Raw genomic sequence first — 16,860 nt, 5'->3', positions numbered from 1 at the left:
TCAGGGCTAAGATTTAGCGCGCAACACGCAGGCCACCGCTCACACCTTGTGGGCTCCACAGTATTTGCCATAATTGGATATCTCGTGCTCTAAATGCACCAGCGCAAGCATTTAAATAATAAGAAAACATGCGTTTGAAACGAGGCGTATAATTATGTTCGAGCTCAGGCCAAGCGGCTTGAAAACGGGAATACCATGCCATGAGAGTATGGTCATAATCAGCACCAAAATTATGCCAATCCTCCATGACCAGTTTACCTTCGCTGGCTTCGCCAATATTTTGCACAGAAGGTAGGCAGCCGTTTGGAAAAATATATTTATTAGTCCATGGGTCAACATTCACTTTATTTTGATTAGAACCAATGGTGTGAAGTAAAAACAAACCGTTAGCTTTTAGGTTGCGTTGAATAACATCAAAGTAAGTCGCATAATTTTTAGGGCCGACATGCTCAAACATACCTACAGAGACAATACGGTCAAATTGGTCGTTAAGATTCCGATAATCTTCTAATTTAATATCAACATCTAAGCCTGCACAGCGAGCTTGAGCATATTTTTGTTGCTCAGCGGAAATAGTGACACCCGTAACAGAAACCCCAAAGTTTTTTGCTGCATAGGCAGCGAGTCCCCCCCAGCCACAGCCGATATCAAGTAATCGCATACCGGGTTTTAATTGCAGTTTTTCGCAGATTAAATTTAATTTTTGTTCTTGCGCGAGAGGAAGGTTTTCAGGAACCGTTTCTAAACCTTTCCAGTAGCCACAAGAATATTGCATATAAGGGTCGAGCATCAGGGAAAACAAGTCATTTCCGAGGTCGTAATGTTCTTTTCCAACAATACGAGCACGTTTTAGGGTTTGTAAATTGCGAACACGTGCGACAGCAATTTTCAATGTATCACTGAAATTATGAGGTATTTTTTTATCGAGTTTATGGCGTAAGACATATTGGAAAAATATATCTAAACGCTCGCAATCCCACCAACCATCCATATAGCTTTCACCTAATCCTATTGAGCCGTGTTGTAGCACTCGTTTAAAGAAATGGTGGTTGTGTACCTGGATATCGAAAGGGCGGGAGCCATTAATTTTAATGCCAGCTTCACTCAATAATTCAGTAGCAATGCGTTGCCAAGAGTCGATAGTGGTTTTTTGGTTAACGACTTGTTCAGTACTCATCTGATCTCCAATTTTTATCAAAGTGGGATTCAGAGAACTTTATTTGTGACGTATTCGTGGTACAGCAAAACAGGAATATTGACCACCGCTGCACGACAGTCAGTGTATTAGCGTTATTGTTGCTATAAATAAAGCTCAAATCCAGTTTCAGATAACTCTATAAAAAATATAAAACGTTCACATTGAATTTCAATAGAAATTGCACTTAATACTTAGAAATGGCACTTATAACCAAAAAAAGAGTTCTTATAAGACAATTATTTGCTCATCAAAGCTTTTCAAGCTCTTCAATGAGTATTGGAATAAGTCTAGTATATAGAAATGACATTTGTGTGAAAAAAAACGTTATTTGTTGCTTTTTATCTGATTAAGATTGGTTTTTTGGGCTGATTTTATTGAAATTAATGATGAGGCGTAGAGCAAATGGCTCACCTATGATTATAGAGAGCCATTTAGGAATAAAAATTCAATGATTAGATTTTTGGAGAATATCCATAATGGATTGCTTCTGTTTGTTCTAAATGAATTTGGGTTACTGCGGGTTGGGTATTAGCGATAACTTGGCCATCGCGAACAGAATAACGAACAGGGACTTGACGACGCACGGCATCAAAGCCATTTTCTGCAGGTAAAATTAATAAACTAGCTCGGTTTCCTTCACTCACACCATAATCTTGCAAGTTCAATGTACGTGCGCTGTATTCACTAATCAGTTTCAGCCCATCATTGATTTGCTGGTAACCCATTAATTGGCAGACATGTAACCCCATATGCAGTACTTGCAACATATTGGCTGTACCTAATGGGTACCATGGGTCAAATACATCGTCGTGACCAAAGCACACATTAATATCCGCGGCTAGCATCTCTTTCACTCGCGTAATTCCACGGCGTTTTGGATAAGTATCAAAGCGGCCTTGTAAGTGAATATTTACTAGTGGGTTAGCGACAAAGTTAATTCCAGACATTTTTAGTAGGCGAAATAAACGGGAAGTATAAGCGCCATTGTATGAATGCATTGCGGTGGTATGGCTTGCGGTGACGCGAGATCCCATCCCTTGTGCATGTGCTAACGCTGCGACTGTTTCAACAAAACGGGATTGCTCATCATCGATTTCATCACAGTGGACATCAATCAAGCGGTCATATTTTTGTGCTAAAGCAAATGTTTTATGGAGTGATTCCACGCCATACTCACGAGTAAATTCAAAATGTGGAATGGCACCAACGACGTCGGCTCCTAGGCGTAACGCTTCTTCTAACAGGGCTTCGCCATTTGGATAAGACAAAATACCTTCTTGTGGAAAAGCCACAATTTGCACATCAACCCAAGGTGCGATTTCTTGTTTTACCTCTAACATCGCTTTCAGTGCGGTTAATGTCGGATCTGACACATCCACATGAGTACGAACATGTTGAATACCATTGGCAATTTGCCACTTAAGGGTTTGCCACGCTCGATTTTTAACATCATCGTGGGTGAGCATCGCTTTACGCTCTGCCCAACGTTCGATGCCTTCAAAGAGTGTTCCTGACTGGTTCCAACTTGGTTGCCCCGCGGTTTGAGTGGTATCCAAGTGAATGTGTGGCTCAACGAAGGGAGCCGTAACTAATCCACCTTCACCGTCTAAGCTGTCTGGTAATACTTCACCTTGAGGTTGTGGAAGAATGGCTTGAATTTTTTGATTGTCAATATCAATACGCCACAGGCCATCACGCTCAGGTAAACGGACATTATGGATATGTTTGATAGTTTGGTTAAGCACGGGTCATCTCCGAATCAGTAGTATGGCGGCGATTTAATAATGGGTTAAGGATAGCGTAACATAATGCACCGCCCAACACGGCATTGACAGGAACAATACCTGGTAACCAGTTACCTGCGATAACCCCAGCGGCAACGGCGATTAATGCACTGATGTTGACATCACGCATTTTACTGCGATCAAAGGTTTCGTAGCGGTGGCGGTACATGAGGTAGTCGGCGATGATAATTCCGCCAATAGGGGGAATAGCCGCAGATAAGAAAGTTAGCCAGCCAACAAAATTATTATATAACCACAGCGCACATAGCGTTCCAACCAGTCCATTGACAATGGATAAGGTTTTGCTGGATAAGCCGGTGATATTGGCAAACCCTAAACCTGACGCATATAGGGCGTTATCGTTAGTTGTCCAAATATTTAAACCCAAAACGATAATTGCGGGTAATAGTAAACCTTGGGCAATCATCACATCGGAGATATCTGCCATACCTAATGATGCCGCACCAGCAGCTCCAAAGATAAACATCAATGAATTACCAAGGAAAAAAGCAATAATGGCGACAAGCACCGCAATCTTAGGTTTTCGTCCGAAACGCACAAAATCAGCTGTTAATGTTCCAGCACTCACAAAAGACCCCACTACCATGGCTAAGGCAAGGTTAAAATCGATAGGTTTTGCGGGGACGACTGCCTGCAATGCACTCATTCCACCCATGTCAGTGATAGCAAGGTAGACGGAATAACTGCCGAGTATCGCAATGGCAGGAACTGCAACGATTGACAGTATAGTTAGAGCAGAAATACCGAAAAAAACCGTAACGGTCATTAAGACCCCTGAAATACCAATCAACCAGTTGATATCCCAACCCGTGGCTTTACCAACAGGAATGGCAAACATCGCAACACCGACACCAAACCAGCCGACTTGTGTGCCACCTAATAGGAAAGAGGGGAGCCATGAGCCTTTAATACCAAAGGAATAACGAGCAAGAAGGTGGGTAGTTAAGCCTGTTTTAGAACCAATAAAACCAAGAAATGCGGTGTAGATACCAAGAAGAAGATTACCGATAAGAACTGCGAGGAAGAAATCATGAAAATCAAGACCGGTACCGAGAGCGCCTCCGGTCCACATACTGGCGGAAAAGAACGTTAAACCTAGCATCACAAAGGTTAATGCTAGTCCGCCTTTCCGCGCGGATATGGGCACGGGGCCATGGCTATAATTTTTATCGTCAGGCACGATTGTCTCCAGTTATTTTTATCAGGCCAAAAAAATCCGACGCATTTTATAGCCATCAAAATAAAAAGCAAACGTTTTCGTTGATGGTTTAAAAGAATTAATGTGTCCAGAAATAATTTAATTTATGGAATTAAAAATAGGAAAAATAAATAATTGAGGGTTTAAATTACCTTATTTTTCAGTAATTCAATGCATTCTTGTGCACCACGTTTAAGCGCATGACCTTGCAAACATACCACATGAATAGGCAGTTTGAAGCCATTTGGAGTATTTTTAAACTCAAGGGGTTTTAGTGAACCATCGTGTAATTTATCTTTAATCAGTGATAAAGGAAAATTTCCCCATCCCATACCACTTTCGACTAAACCGAGAGCTAAAGAAAAACTGTCTGTTTTCCAATAATTACTAGAAACTAGAATGCGTATATCACTCAATTCACGTTGACGACTTGCAATAATTATTTGGCGGCTTTCAACAAGGTCTTCGATATAGAGTGACGTTTTATTTTGCAAAGAGGGATGTTTAGCCGAAATGGTGGCAATAATTGATTCTTCGCCAATGTAATGAAATTGCTCTTGGGAATTAACATTTAAACCGCCAAAGACAATCGCGAGATGAATTTGTTGTTCATGTAGTAACGGTAAAAGATCATCTTGAGGTGCGGTAATCAGCTCAATATGCAGTAAAGGGTAACGCTGGCTTAAAATATGTAGAGCGTCAAAGAGTAAATTGGCATTAATACCTGCCGCAATACCAATAGTCAGCGTGCTTTCAACGCCTTGAGTCAATTCTAAAGAAAACGTATTGAGCTGCGATAAGTTAGCGACAATATGTCGTGCATAGGGGGCTAATGACAGTGCTTTTTCAGTGGGTTTAGGCTCCCGAGAGTGTCTATCAAATAGTTCAAATCCAAGTTCAGCTTCTAGATTAGCGACTGCCATACTGACCGCAGATGGCACGCGTTTTAATGCCCTAGCCGCTGCAGAAAATGAGCCTTTATCTAACACGGTGAGAAAAATCGTTAGGTTATCGCTATTAAATGGCATGATTGACCTTTCAATAAAATTGATAGAAGCTGACTTTTATTATCATTGAATAATATTTATTTTACCACCTTGTTGATAATGATATTTTTGGAGGTGGGAAAATGCAGGGGATTAAACGTAAAATTGTTTTTGTAACGGCTTATGAGGTTATTGGCTGGTTAATTTCAGCGTTGGCATTGGCTTTTCTTTCCGGTAATTCAGCGGAAACAACAGGCCCATTAGCTTTAGTCATAACGACTATTGCAGTGAGCTGGAACTTTATTTTCAATACTGCATTTGAATATTGGGAATCAAAACAAAAATCACGCATTAGAACCTTTAGGCGCCGGTTTGTACACGCTATATTATTTCAATTAACGTTAGTGATTTTTTTAATTCCTTTAATTGCATGGTGGTTATCAATTAGTCTTTTACAGGCGTTAATACTCGACTTCGCCTTAATTATTTTTATCCCAATTTATACTTTCTTTTTTAATTGGGCCTTTGATAAGATTTTTGGATTGCCTAAATCTGCCTTACCGCAAGAGAATAACGCCACATCATAAAAAAGTAAGAAAATTATCGTGTTTCCTTGCGTACTAACATTGTGCAGAAGGAAACACGAATCACACCGATTATTTTAATAACCTAGCCTTAACGGATTTCCCTTTAATTTTCCCCTGCTGTAAATGCTTGCGAGCATGTTCGGCAACCTCACGTTTGAGTGCCACATAGGCATGGGTAGGGTGGATCACAATCTTGCCAATATCGTCGCCATTGAGGCCAACTTCTCCGGTCAAGGCACCTAAAATGTCGCCGGGGCGTATTTTGGCTTTTTTACCGCCATCAAGGCATAAGGTCACCATCGTCGCTTCTAATGGAGTGACTCGTAAACCTGTTGGTTCGGCTTGCCAATTAAGCTTCATGTTTAACATTTCTTCTAGAGCATTGGCCCGCTGGGCTTCTTCTGGTGCACATAAACTAATTGCTAAACCGCTTTCACCGGCGCGTGCAGTTCGGCCGATGCGGTGAACATGCACTTCAGGATCCCATGATAATTCATAGTTAATCACCATTTCGAGGGCTTTAATATCTAACCCGCGGGATGCGACATCCGTAGCCACTAATACACGGCTACTTCCATTAGCAAAACGCACAAGAGTTTGGTCACGCTCACGCTGTTCCATATCACCATGAAGCACTAGGACACTTTGTTTGCTTGCAGTTAAGGCATCATAAACAGCTTGGCAATCTTTTTTAGTATTACAGAAAACGACGCAAGAAGCGGGCTGTTCACGGCTCAAGAGCTTTTGTAATAATGTAATTTTTTCGTGACGCGCAACTTCATAAAATTGCTGCTCAACCGCGGGAAGTTCATCAACACTATTGATTTCAATGGTTTGTGGATTATTTTGAATTTGCTGGCTAATTCGTGCAATTTCATCTGGCCAAGTAGCTGAAAATAATAATGTTTGCCTATTAATTGGTGCGTAGTCAATGATGGTTTCAATATCTGGCATAAAGCCCATATCGAGCATTCGGTCTGCTTCGTCTAAAACCAATGTTTGCAAGGCATCAAGTTGTACTGTTTCACGATTTAGATGATCAAGTAAGCGCCCCGGTGTAGCAACAATGATATGTGCTGCATGAGCAAGGGAGTCGCGTTGTACGCTAAAAGGTACACCACCGCAGAGTGTTAAAATTTTGATATTAGGGATAGCGCGAGCTAAACGGCGCAATTCATTGGCGACTTGATCTGCAAGTTCGCGAGTTGGGCATAAAACTAATGACTGAGTTTTAAATAACTTGGCATCAATATGTTGTAATAAGCCCAGACCAAAAGCAGCAGTTTTGCCGCTGCCAGTTTTAGCTTGTGCTCGAACGTCTTTACCAGCAAGGATCGGAGGAAGAGCGGCAGCTTGGATCTGCGTCATGTTTAGGTAGCCTAACTCTTGCAAGTTAGCGAGTTGTTCCGCAGAAAGCGCATTTAGGTCAGCAAATGAAGTCACAATACAATCTCAAATAGAATAAAAGGCATAATGGCGCTAATAATACTATTCCTACCTTACTCTGTCTGTTTTTAATTCGTTATTAATGTAGAACCTGGCTATCACTGATATAGTTCAAAATCAAATCAACAGGAAGTGATGAAATGGAAAATTTACAACAGCGGTTGATAACACAAGACGAGAAAAACACCTTTTTACTCTATTTTGTATCAACAACCCTTAGCACCACTAAAAAGCGGTGCTAAGAAGAGTGGATTATTCAATATTGATATTTTAGATAGGACCTAAATTTGTCATTACTGCATATATGAGAGCGACAATAGAAATGGCTATCCATGTGAAGACTAATGGCCAAATAAATCTCACCCATTGTGTATAAGGAATTTTTGCCGTTGCAAGTACAGCCATTAAAATTCCAGATGTTGGGTTAATACAGTTAACAACACCTTCTCCAAGTAATACAGTTTGCACCGTCGTTTGGCGAGTAATTTCTAATAAATCTCCCATTGGCGTGAAAATAGGTACAAGCACTGCCGCTTCACCAGAACCAGATGAAATAAAGAAGTGCATAATTGCTGCGGTTGCGAACATGGAAAGGGCAGATAAAGTCTTCGGTAAACCGTCCATCATTGAAATAATGGCATTAACGATGGTATCCAGAATCATGCCATCAGATAATACGATAGCAATAGCACGAGCCATACCAACGATAAACGCGCCGCCTACCATTCCTGCACAACCTTTTAAGAAACCAGTGGCAATGGTATTAGGCGACATACGGTTTAAAATACCCACGCCAACGCCTAAAATGATAAACATTGCCATCATCTCTTTTTCTCCCCAGCTCCACTCAACGGCACCGAAAATAAATCCGATTAAGCAGAATGCGCTATAGGAAAGGGTAATGACGTGTAAAGCTGAAATTTTAGAGGTTTGGTGTTCGTCAGTATTAATCTCAATATCAGGCCGAACCATACCCTTGTTACGGCATTTTTTGGTATAAATCGTTAAAAATAAAATACCCGCGATAACAAATGCAATATAAATTGCCATTCTAAAACCGAGACCGGATAACAACGGGACGTCGGCTAAACCTTGAGATAGGCCAACTGTCATTGGTGCCATGATTGAGGCGTTAAAGCCCGAATAAGCCGCGACATAGACTAAAGCGGCACCAAATTTATCGTCCATTCCCACGGATTTAGCAACTAAAAGACCGATAGGAACAAATGCAATAATTGAGTTAACGACAATTCCTGTTGTTCCTAAAATAGAAAAAACGACAAAGAATATACTGATTAGTAAAAAGTCATTAAGCCTTTTACTGCGCGAGATATTATTGAGTACTTTTTTGATAGCCCCAGTTTCTTCAAGAAGATGTAAAGCACCTCCAGTGAAAATAATCAAAAAGATAATAGGAGCTGCTTTGATTAGACCATCGGCAATTGAGGTGAAAATTTGTCCTGGCAAAATGCCATGTTGTTCAGGTAAGCGCTCATAACTACCGGGAATGGTATAAGAACTAGATACTTTTGTTTCTATACCATCTTTTACCATGGTGATGACTTTTGTTTCTGATGCATATTGCCCCGCGGGAACGATCCACGTCGCAATGCCTGCCAATACTAAGATAAAAAACAAAAGCACATAAGGATTTAAGCCTTCAGAACGTTTTTTAGGTGGTGTTGTTGTGTTTGTTGACATCGTTGTCATAGAGTTTCCTATTGGATTATTTTTTATTGTGTAATGCGTTGTAATACATTGAAAAATAGTTGAGCACGCTCTGTGAGCGACGGTATTTCTAAATATTCTTTATCACTGTGCTGGTAACCACCAATCGGGCCTAACCCATCTACAGTGGCAGTTCCGACACCCGCAGTAAAAGAGGCATCAGAGCCACCACCAGTAGAAACATCGAGTAAATCAATATTTAGTTGTGCAGCTTCTTCTTTAATGATGTTGATAAGAACGGTGCTTTCATCCGTTTTAGCCATAGGTGGGCGATTAATTCCGCCGGTTAAGGTGAGTTTGATACCGTCTAATATTGGTGTACTACACACTTCCCTGACTTTTTTATCGATTTCAATACCCTGTTCTTCAGACGAGATACGAACATCGATTTCTGCTCTGGCATTCGGTGCGACAGTATTAACGGAGGTTCCGCCAGAAATTAAACCAACGTTAACGGATAGGCCTTTATCATGAGCTGAGAGTGCGTGTAGGCTTTGAATTTTATATGATAGTTCCTGAATTGCACTAATACCTGCTTCAGGTGCGATACCTGAATGTGAGGCTTTCCCTTCAATATTTAACACATAAGTCCCAACACCACGGCGAGCACTCACTATCGCGCCATTGGCACGCGCAGGTTCCATCACAAGTGCGTAGCGTTTTCCTAAAGCACATTGTTCAATGACACCGCGAGATGAAATAGAACCAATTTCTTCGTCACAATTGAGGAGAATCTCAATATTTTTATAGCGAATGTCTTGATTATCATAAAGTTGTTTCATGACTTGATATACCATGACATGACTGCCTTTCATATCAATCACGCCAGGGCCATAAGCGCGGTCACCTTCAATGCTAAAAGGACGTTCAGTAACGGTACCTTTAGGAAAAACGGTATCTAAATGCAATAAAATTAATATATCAGCCTTTGTTGATGGGTGATAAATTCGATAATTATTACCGAGTGATTCATTTTCAATGATTTCGACTTCGAACCCCATTTCGCGATATTTTTCACACCAGACAGCAGCGTGGTTATCTACACCTTCTTTGTCATAAGAACCTGATTCAATATTGACTACTTGTTTAAGTAGCGCAAGCATACTGGCTTCATGCACTGAAAAGTTATTATTCATAATTGTTTCCTTATATTGTCTCTACTACAAAATTAAGTTGTTTTTATTGTGGTAAATTTAATTTTAGGTAATATAAAAACAGAGTTTATATTAAGTTAAATTTATATAATTCAGATTTTCGCTAAATAAAACGTGGCTTTTATTAAAGATAAGAACAAAAGATAAAATTCAAATTTACAAATAATAATTGTGTTTTTTTTTGATTCTCATTGTTTGTATTGTGGAAAACTAATGCCCCAAATTTTTATGCTCAAGCGAGTCATATCACAGTAAAGGATATAACCAATATCGATACTTGATGCTTGAATCATAGGCATTTTTTGACTGTATCATAATAAATAATTTGTATACAAGATGATTCTTCACTAAAAAATTAAACCCATATAGAGAGTAATTTTACGAAGATATGTAATATGGAATACATTACTGAATTTGTTCGAGCAAATTTGAATTTATAATGAATAGTTCTGCACTAGGCTAAATAGAGATTCTTTAAGAAAAAGTGATTAGAATAATTTATAAAATATATAGTGGTCATGCATTTTTCTAATAATTTAAATAGCGGTAGCATTTCATTTATCATAGTTTGTAATAGTTATTGTACTTTTTTTAAACAAAAAATTGGGGTGATTAAATTAAAAATAACTCAATCAAATTTAGTCTCTGTGCCTATCTTATAAATAGTCCTTGAGCATATTGTTGCTTGATAGCCATTCTTTTGCGTGTTGATTTGCATTAATCGAATTGTTATAGCTTTCAAGTGATATAGCTCATTATAAGAAATAAAGTAAAAGAGAATAACTTTCTCTTATATGCCTATTGTGCAGTATAAGAAGAGGAAAAATAGGTATGAGTACTAGGGTTCATGTTAAATCAACGACAGAATATCTACTAAATAATTACATTGCGTGATGATATATTTAACTTTAATAAAACATTTATTGTTTTGTTTTAGTGGGTTATGTATTTTTTATGGATTGGTCGGTTGTGGAAGATAAACAAAATAATAATATTGTGACGGCTCGCTCATTTATGGGAAACGCATCAACATTATGAATTAAAAGGAAATTAATTCTTTAATAGAAAATTTTTCTCTTAATTTGAATAAAGACACCAATTTTTAGAAAAAATTTTCTATTTCCCTATGGCATATTCTTTTTAGCAACAAATATAAAGATATCACTTTTATTTTACTATATTGGGTTTTAGATTATGACTAAGAATATTGCTACAATTTTAATTCATGGTGGAAAGCAGCAAGATACCGTTAATCATGCTATTTTCCCTGCTATTACAACAGCCAGTACTTTTGTTCAGCAAAGTTTAACAGAGCATGGTGAATATTGTTATTCACGTTGCAGCAACCCAACGCGTTATGCATATGAAACCTTATTAGCAGAAATTGAAGGTGGAAGTTATGCAACAGCAACCTCATCCGGTGTGGCGGCTTCAAGTTTAGTCTTAAATTTATTACCAAAAGACTCGCATATTATTGCGATGAAAGGTGTTTATGGTGGAACATTTCGGTTATTTGAACGAGTTTCAACCATTAATAGCGGTCATCAAATAGATTATGTAGATTTGAATAACCTTGATGAAGTTAAAACAAAAATAAAAGAGAATACGCGTTTAATTTGGATTGAAAGCCCAACTAATCCATTATTGGAGTTAGTTGATATCAATGCGATTTGTTCACTTGCAAAAAAACATAATATTTTGACTTGTGTTGATAATACATTTGCAACAGCTTGGAACCAAAAGCCGTTAGAATTAGGTGCTGATTTAGTGATGCTATCGGCAAGTAAATATATTGGCGGTCATTCCGATTTAATTGGTGGTGCTGTGATCACCCAAAGGGAAGACTTAGCCAGCCGCCTTGATTTTCTAAAAACGACTTTAGGAGCAATTGCTTCTCCTTTTGACGCCTACCTTGCTTTACGTGGATTAAAAACATTAGCGTTACGTATGGCGGCACAATGCAGCAATGCAGCGCAAGTTGCTAGCTATTTGTCTACGCACCCGAAAGTGGAACAGGTTTATTACCCAGGATTAGCTTCACATCCTCAATATGAATTATGTAAAAAGCAAATGCGTACAGGTGGAGCAGTTGTGACAATTAAATTGAAAGGGGATATTGAAGATACTAAAACGTTTTTATCTAAAGTTAATTACTTTGTATTAGCCGAATCATTGGGTGGTGTTGAAAGCATGGTAAACCATTCGGCAACGATGTCACATGGGTCGATGACAAAAGAAGAAAGGGAAAGTATCCATGTATATGACACCACATTACGTTTATCTGTAGGTATTGAAGATATCACTGACTTATTAAATGATTTAGAAAACGCACTATCTTAATTTATTAAAATCAAAATAAAATTAAAATATAATAAGAGAGCATCTAATGAATGATTATGGAATTTGGACCATCGTCACGCCAATGGTGACGATACTTTTAGCCATTTTTACACGACAAGTTATATTATCGTTATTGCTGGGGATTATAGTTGGTTTTACCGTTATATATGACCATAATATATTATTGGGTATAAACGGAACGCTCGATGGTATTATTAATACGTTTGCATCACCGGGAAATACAAAAACTATCCTATTTATGGTAATGATTGGCGGTATTATGCGGCTAGTCGTTGTTACTGGTGGTGTGCGATCATTAGTTAAATTATTAACAAATAAAACAAGGCTAATTAAAAATAAAAAAGCTGTTCAATTAATGGCGATGATTATTACGTCATTAATTTTTATTGAAAGTTCAATTAACCAATTAATTGCTGGAGCATCAACAAAAACATTAGCGAAGAAATACGGTGTTTCGCCAGAAAAAATGTCCTATATTGTACAAACTTCCTGCGTATCAGTTTGTTCATCAGCCATGATTAACGGCTGGGGAGCGGCAATGATGGGTGTTATTGGTGTACAAATATCTAAAGGTTTAATTACTGGAGAGCCATTTGAAATTTTAGCAGGCTCAATGGTATTTAATATCATGGCGTGGTTTTCTTTAGCTTCAGTATTATTTTATATTTTCTCCAATGTTTCTTGGGGACCAATGAAAAAAGCGGATTTACGCGCAGAGCAGCAAGCTTTAACTTTATTGTCTGCTGAAGAAACTGAGCAGGATGATGAAGATATTATTGAGCATCCTAATTGCCATACCTCTCTTAACTTTTTTATTCCAATTTTATCAACAGTATTAATGGTACCTATTGCGCTTTATATCACTGGTAATGGTGATTTTAGTAAAGGTAGTGGCTCAACATCGGTATATTGGGGAGTCATGTTTGGAACTTTAGTCTCTTTTGTGTGGTTCTTAGCGCGTCGTGTGCTTAATATTGAGACTTTCTTTAAAGAGTTATACATCGGCTATGCCAGCATGGTAAAAATTAGTTCAGTGATGATCCTCGCTTTTTTAATGGGAACCGTTTCTTCAGATTTAAACACTGGTGCTTATATAGCTGAAATTACCTCTGGTGTCATTTCACCGGCTTTCTCAATCGGTTTTATATTTTTAATTAGTGCGGTGATGTCATTAGCAACTGGAACATCGTGGGGGACATTTGCGATTATGATCCCAATCGGTGTGCAATTAGGGCTTTCAGTCGGAATGCCTGTTGAATATATGATTGGTGCCGCAATAGCAGGTTCAATTTATGGGGATATGACATCACCCATTTCCAGTGATGCGATTGTGGCCTCTATGGCAACAGATTGTGACCATATTGAGCATATTCGTACCCAAATGCCTTATGCCACGGTGACTGCCGCTTTTGCGCTGATGGTTTATCTCTATTTAGGTTTCACATATTAATAAGGTGAATAATATAATGAGCATTAGACAACGATTAGCTGCAATAAATAAAATAGATCTACTTCGAGGACCAACACCGTTAGCAAAATTAAATAATCTTTCAGAATATTTAGGCCGTGATATTTATATTAAGCGTGACGATATGACCCCCCTAGCAATGGGGGGCAATAAACTGCGAAAATTGGAATATATTATTGCAGATGCGATACAAAAAAAGTCTAAGGTGATTGTTACGGCAGGGGCTATTCAATCAAACCATGTTCGCCAAACAGCTGCAATAGCATCAATGTATGGTCTGGAATGTGTCGCATTATTAGAAAACCCATTACAGAGTTTGAATTCATTATTTTTAACAAATGGTAATAAACAACTGACAGATTTATTTAATGCCCGCTGTTATTTTTGTGATGAGTTAACCGACCCAAGCTTACAAATGCAAGCGTTAGTTGAATCCCTTAGATTGCAAGATGCTTATATTGTACCTATTGGTGGTTCTAATGCTTTAGGGTCATTAGGTTATGTTAATTGTGCATTAGAAGTTGCCGAGCAGACTCCTAAAGATATTGAATTTGCCGCAGTTATTGTTGCTTCTGGTAGCGCAGGAACGCATGCAGGGCTAGCTATGGGATTACAATCGGTATTTCCTCAAACTCCAGTGATAGGTGTTACCGTTTCAAGAACAGTTGCGCAGCAACAACCTAAGGTAGAAACCTTACAGCAGGAAATTGGTAAATTATTAAACCTGACAGATTTTCCTAAAGTGAATCTGTGGGATCAGTATTTTTCACCTTGCTATGGTCAGCCGAATAACAAGGGCCAACAAGCCATTGAGCTATTAGCTCAAAAAGAAGGAATACTACTTGACCCTGTGTATACCGGTAAAGCCATGGCGGGTTTAGTTGATCATATTTTAAAAGAAAGTATTGATGGCAATCAGCCATTACTTTTTATTCATACTGGCGGAGCACCCGCTATTTTTGCTTATTCTGAAATCAATGTAGCAACGATTAAATAGACTTTTGATAATGCGATTTACTTATGAAAATTAATACCAAGGTTATTCATGGTTACCCCATGACAGATAAATATACCGGAAGTTCTTCTATTCCGTTATATCAATCATCCACATTTTCACAAGCCAATATTGAGGAAAGTTACGACCATATTTATTCGCGTTTTTCCAATCCAACAAGAGATGCATTAAGTGAGGCAATTTGCGCGATTGAAAACGCGAAATTTGCTGAGATTTTTTCATCAGGAATGGCAGCAATAAGCGCAGTATTACTTAATTTTAGCCAGGGTGACCATATTGTTGCTTGCAAAAATATTTACGGTGGTTCTTTCCAGTTAATGACTGAATTTCTGCCTCGTTATGGTATTTCAGTGACATTTGTTGATGCGACTAACCCAATGAACTATCAGCAAGCAATAACGGAGAATACCAAAGCGTTTTATATTGAAACGCCATCTAACCCCACATTACAAGTGACTGATTTAAAATCTGTTATTGAAATTGCGCAACAGCATAATATTATTACCATCTGTGACAATACCTTTATGACGCCATTGTTATCAGATGTTATCTCTCTTGGAATTGATTTTTCTATTAATAGTGCGACTAAATTTATAAATGGCCATAGTGATGTGATCTTGGGGACAGTAGCAACGAATAACCCTGAATATGCGAGGTGGTTACATAAGTCTGCGGTGGCTATTGGCAGTATTGCAGCTCCATTTGATAGCTGGCTGACGATGCGTGGTTTAAAATCAATGGCAATGCGAGTTGAACGAGCTAGTGAAAATGCGCAAAAGCTTGCAGAATATCTGAATGAGCACCCAAAAGTACAACGCGTTTTTTATCCGGGGTTAGCTTCACACCCAAACCATATGATTCATATGCAACAGTCCAAAAATGGCGGAATGGTGGTTTCCTTTGATTTGGGTAGCTATGACAATGTAAAACAATTTTTAGAAGCAATTCGTATTCCACTCGTTGCGGTCAGCTTAGGGGGAATTGAATCAATTATTTCCTACCCTAAAATGATGTCTCATGCGTGTATCCCTGAAGAGGAAAGATTACTGCAAGGCGTAACGGATGGATTATTGCGGTTCTCATTGGGCTGTGAAGATATAGATGATTTACTCGCTGATGCCGATTTTGCTTTATCGCAGGTACAGTAATTAGGCCATTAGTAACGCATTTTTACTTCTGAGTGATACCTACCACACACCTAAAAAACGCCCATAATATTTTAAGCCCTCTAAATAGTCTGATTTATTTAGAGGGTTTTTACTTCACAAAATGCTTATTTGAACGATATAAAACTAAAGACAAAGCTCTTTATTCGCTGGGGTTAATTGAGCGCTTTGTTGGATATGTCTTAAAGTTTCTGTCGCCAGCAGCGCAGTGGCTTCATAAAAAGCATTCCCGCTTTGCAATTGCATTTTTTCTAAATAGCGATATACCCAAGGTAAAAAATGTATTTCTAGTAATTCACGTAACAGTTCTGGTTTATTTTCAATCACCCAGGCAGTGAGAAGAAATATTAGCCCCACATGATCTTCGGGTTCTTTTTGATTTAATTCAATATTGATTTGGTTATTACGAAGCCATGCTCTTAATTCAAGTGTCGAAATACCAAAAATAACATTTTCTTTATCAAGATAAACAGAACCCCAAGGTGGTGCAGGTAATGCATAAGGGCCAATAAATAAGCGCTGGTAGGCTTCTTGTAAAGTTTCTGATTCAGAAAGACTATCTTGAAAAAGTTTATCAATACGTTGGCAATCATAATCCTGAGTAAATGGCCACTCAGCTAACCATTCGCTCGTCGTAAATAAATCAATTAGTTTATTTACGCGTGCATCAGAAGGGTCATAATAAAATAATGCCCCCAAAGTTTGCGCGCAAAGCGAAAAATCTGCCAATAATTTTTGTTCCATATTT

The 16,860-nt window shown here is 38.5% G+C and carries 13 protein-coding genes; 5 read left to right on the top strand and 8 right to left on the bottom strand.

What is annotated here, in order from left to right; translation table 11 throughout:
- Positions 1-13 precede the first annotated feature (13 nt).
- The 4 genes from cfa to PR767_RS05810 form a co-directional block, all read right to left on the bottom strand.
- Positions 14-1,177 carry a cyclopropane fatty acyl phospholipid synthase gene (cfa, locus tag PR767_RS05825; protein WP_272520005.1) on the bottom strand — a complete coding sequence of 388 codons (1,164 nt, stop codon included), beginning with the start codon at positions 1,175-1,177 and terminating at the stop codon, positions 14-16.
- Positions 1,178-1,650: 473 nt separating this feature from the next.
- Positions 1,651-2,943, bottom strand: coding sequence for a cytosine deaminase (locus PR767_RS05820; RefSeq protein WP_004913433.1), 1,293 nt, complete (start codon positions 2,941-2,943; stop codon positions 1,651-1,653).
- On the bottom strand, positions 2,936-4,183 hold the full coding sequence (codB, locus tag PR767_RS05815) for a cytosine permease (protein WP_109912731.1): 1,248 nt from the start codon (positions 4,181-4,183) through the stop codon (positions 2,936-2,938). Before codB ends, PR767_RS05820 begins: the two co-directional genes overlap by 8 nt.
- Positions 4,184-4,344: 161 nt before the next feature.
- Positions 4,345-5,229 (bottom strand): LysR family transcriptional regulator, encoded by an 885-nt coding sequence (locus tag PR767_RS05810; protein ID WP_164528526.1) that lies wholly within the window; start codon positions 5,227-5,229, stop codon positions 4,345-4,347.
- Positions 5,230-5,330: 101 nt separating this feature from the next.
- On the opposite strand from PR767_RS05810, the gene PR767_RS05805 reads away from it, so the two are divergent.
- Positions 5,331-5,774, top strand: coding sequence for a PACE efflux transporter (locus tag PR767_RS05805; RefSeq protein WP_004262335.1), 444 nt, complete (start codon positions 5,331-5,333; stop codon positions 5,772-5,774).
- 69 nt (positions 5,775-5,843) lie between these two features.
- Here PR767_RS05805 and dbpA read toward each other — a convergent pair whose 3' ends face one another.
- The 3 genes from dbpA to PR767_RS05790 form a co-directional block, all read right to left on the bottom strand.
- Complete coding sequence (gene dbpA / locus PR767_RS05800) at positions 5,844-7,217, bottom strand: ATP-dependent RNA helicase DbpA (RefSeq protein ID WP_110732119.1); 1,374 nt, start codon at positions 7,215-7,217, stop codon at positions 5,844-5,846.
- 273 nt (positions 7,218-7,490) lie between these two features.
- Positions 7,491-8,930, bottom strand: a complete 1,440-nt coding sequence (locus PR767_RS05795; RefSeq protein ID WP_272520004.1) for a YfcC family protein — start codon at positions 8,928-8,930, stop codon at positions 7,491-7,493.
- Positions 8,931-8,953: 23 nt separating this feature from the next.
- Positions 8,954-10,084, bottom strand: coding sequence for a M20 family metallopeptidase (locus PR767_RS05790; protein ID WP_004913419.1), 1,131 nt, complete (start codon positions 10,082-10,084; stop codon positions 8,954-8,956).
- A gap of 1,212 nt (positions 10,085-11,296) precedes the next feature.
- Here PR767_RS05790 and PR767_RS05785 point away from each other — a divergent pair.
- Genes PR767_RS05785 through PR767_RS05770 form a run of 4 tightly spaced genes read left to right on the top strand, consistent with a single transcriptional unit; the run spans position 11,297 to position 16,094 of the window.
- Positions 11,297-12,442 (top strand): trans-sulfuration enzyme family protein, encoded by a 1,146-nt coding sequence (locus PR767_RS05785; protein ID WP_109912728.1) that lies wholly within the window; start codon positions 11,297-11,299, stop codon positions 12,440-12,442.
- A gap of 46 nt (positions 12,443-12,488) precedes the next feature.
- Positions 12,489-13,913: a Na+/H+ antiporter NhaC family protein gene (locus tag PR767_RS05780; RefSeq protein ID WP_109912727.1), complete on the top strand. Its 1,425-nt coding sequence runs from the start codon at positions 12,489-12,491 to the stop codon at positions 13,911-13,913.
- A 16-nt stretch (positions 13,914-13,929) separates the two neighbouring features.
- Positions 13,930-14,928 (top strand): D-cysteine desulfhydrase, encoded by a 999-nt coding sequence (locus PR767_RS05775; protein WP_004913413.1) that lies wholly within the window; start codon positions 13,930-13,932, stop codon positions 14,926-14,928.
- Positions 14,929-14,951: 23 nt separating this feature from the next.
- Positions 14,952-16,094, top strand: a complete 1,143-nt coding sequence (locus tag PR767_RS05770; RefSeq protein ID WP_004913408.1) for a trans-sulfuration enzyme family protein — start codon at positions 14,952-14,954, stop codon at positions 16,092-16,094.
- A gap of 144 nt (positions 16,095-16,238) precedes the next feature.
- Here the strand turns inward: PR767_RS05770 and dmsD are convergent, their stop codons facing one another.
- Complete coding sequence (dmsD, locus tag PR767_RS05765) at positions 16,239-16,856, bottom strand: Tat proofreading chaperone DmsD (RefSeq protein WP_004913405.1); 618 nt, start codon at positions 16,854-16,856, stop codon at positions 16,239-16,241.
- Positions 16,857-16,860: the final 4 nt, after the last annotated feature.

The organism is Providencia sp. PROV223, from assembly GCF_028479245.1.
Lineage (GTDB): Bacteria > Pseudomonadota > Gammaproteobacteria > Enterobacterales > Enterobacteriaceae > Providencia > Providencia rettgeri.
Note: the sequence above shows the minus strand (reverse complement) of the source record. Positions and strands in the feature narration are given on the sequence as shown.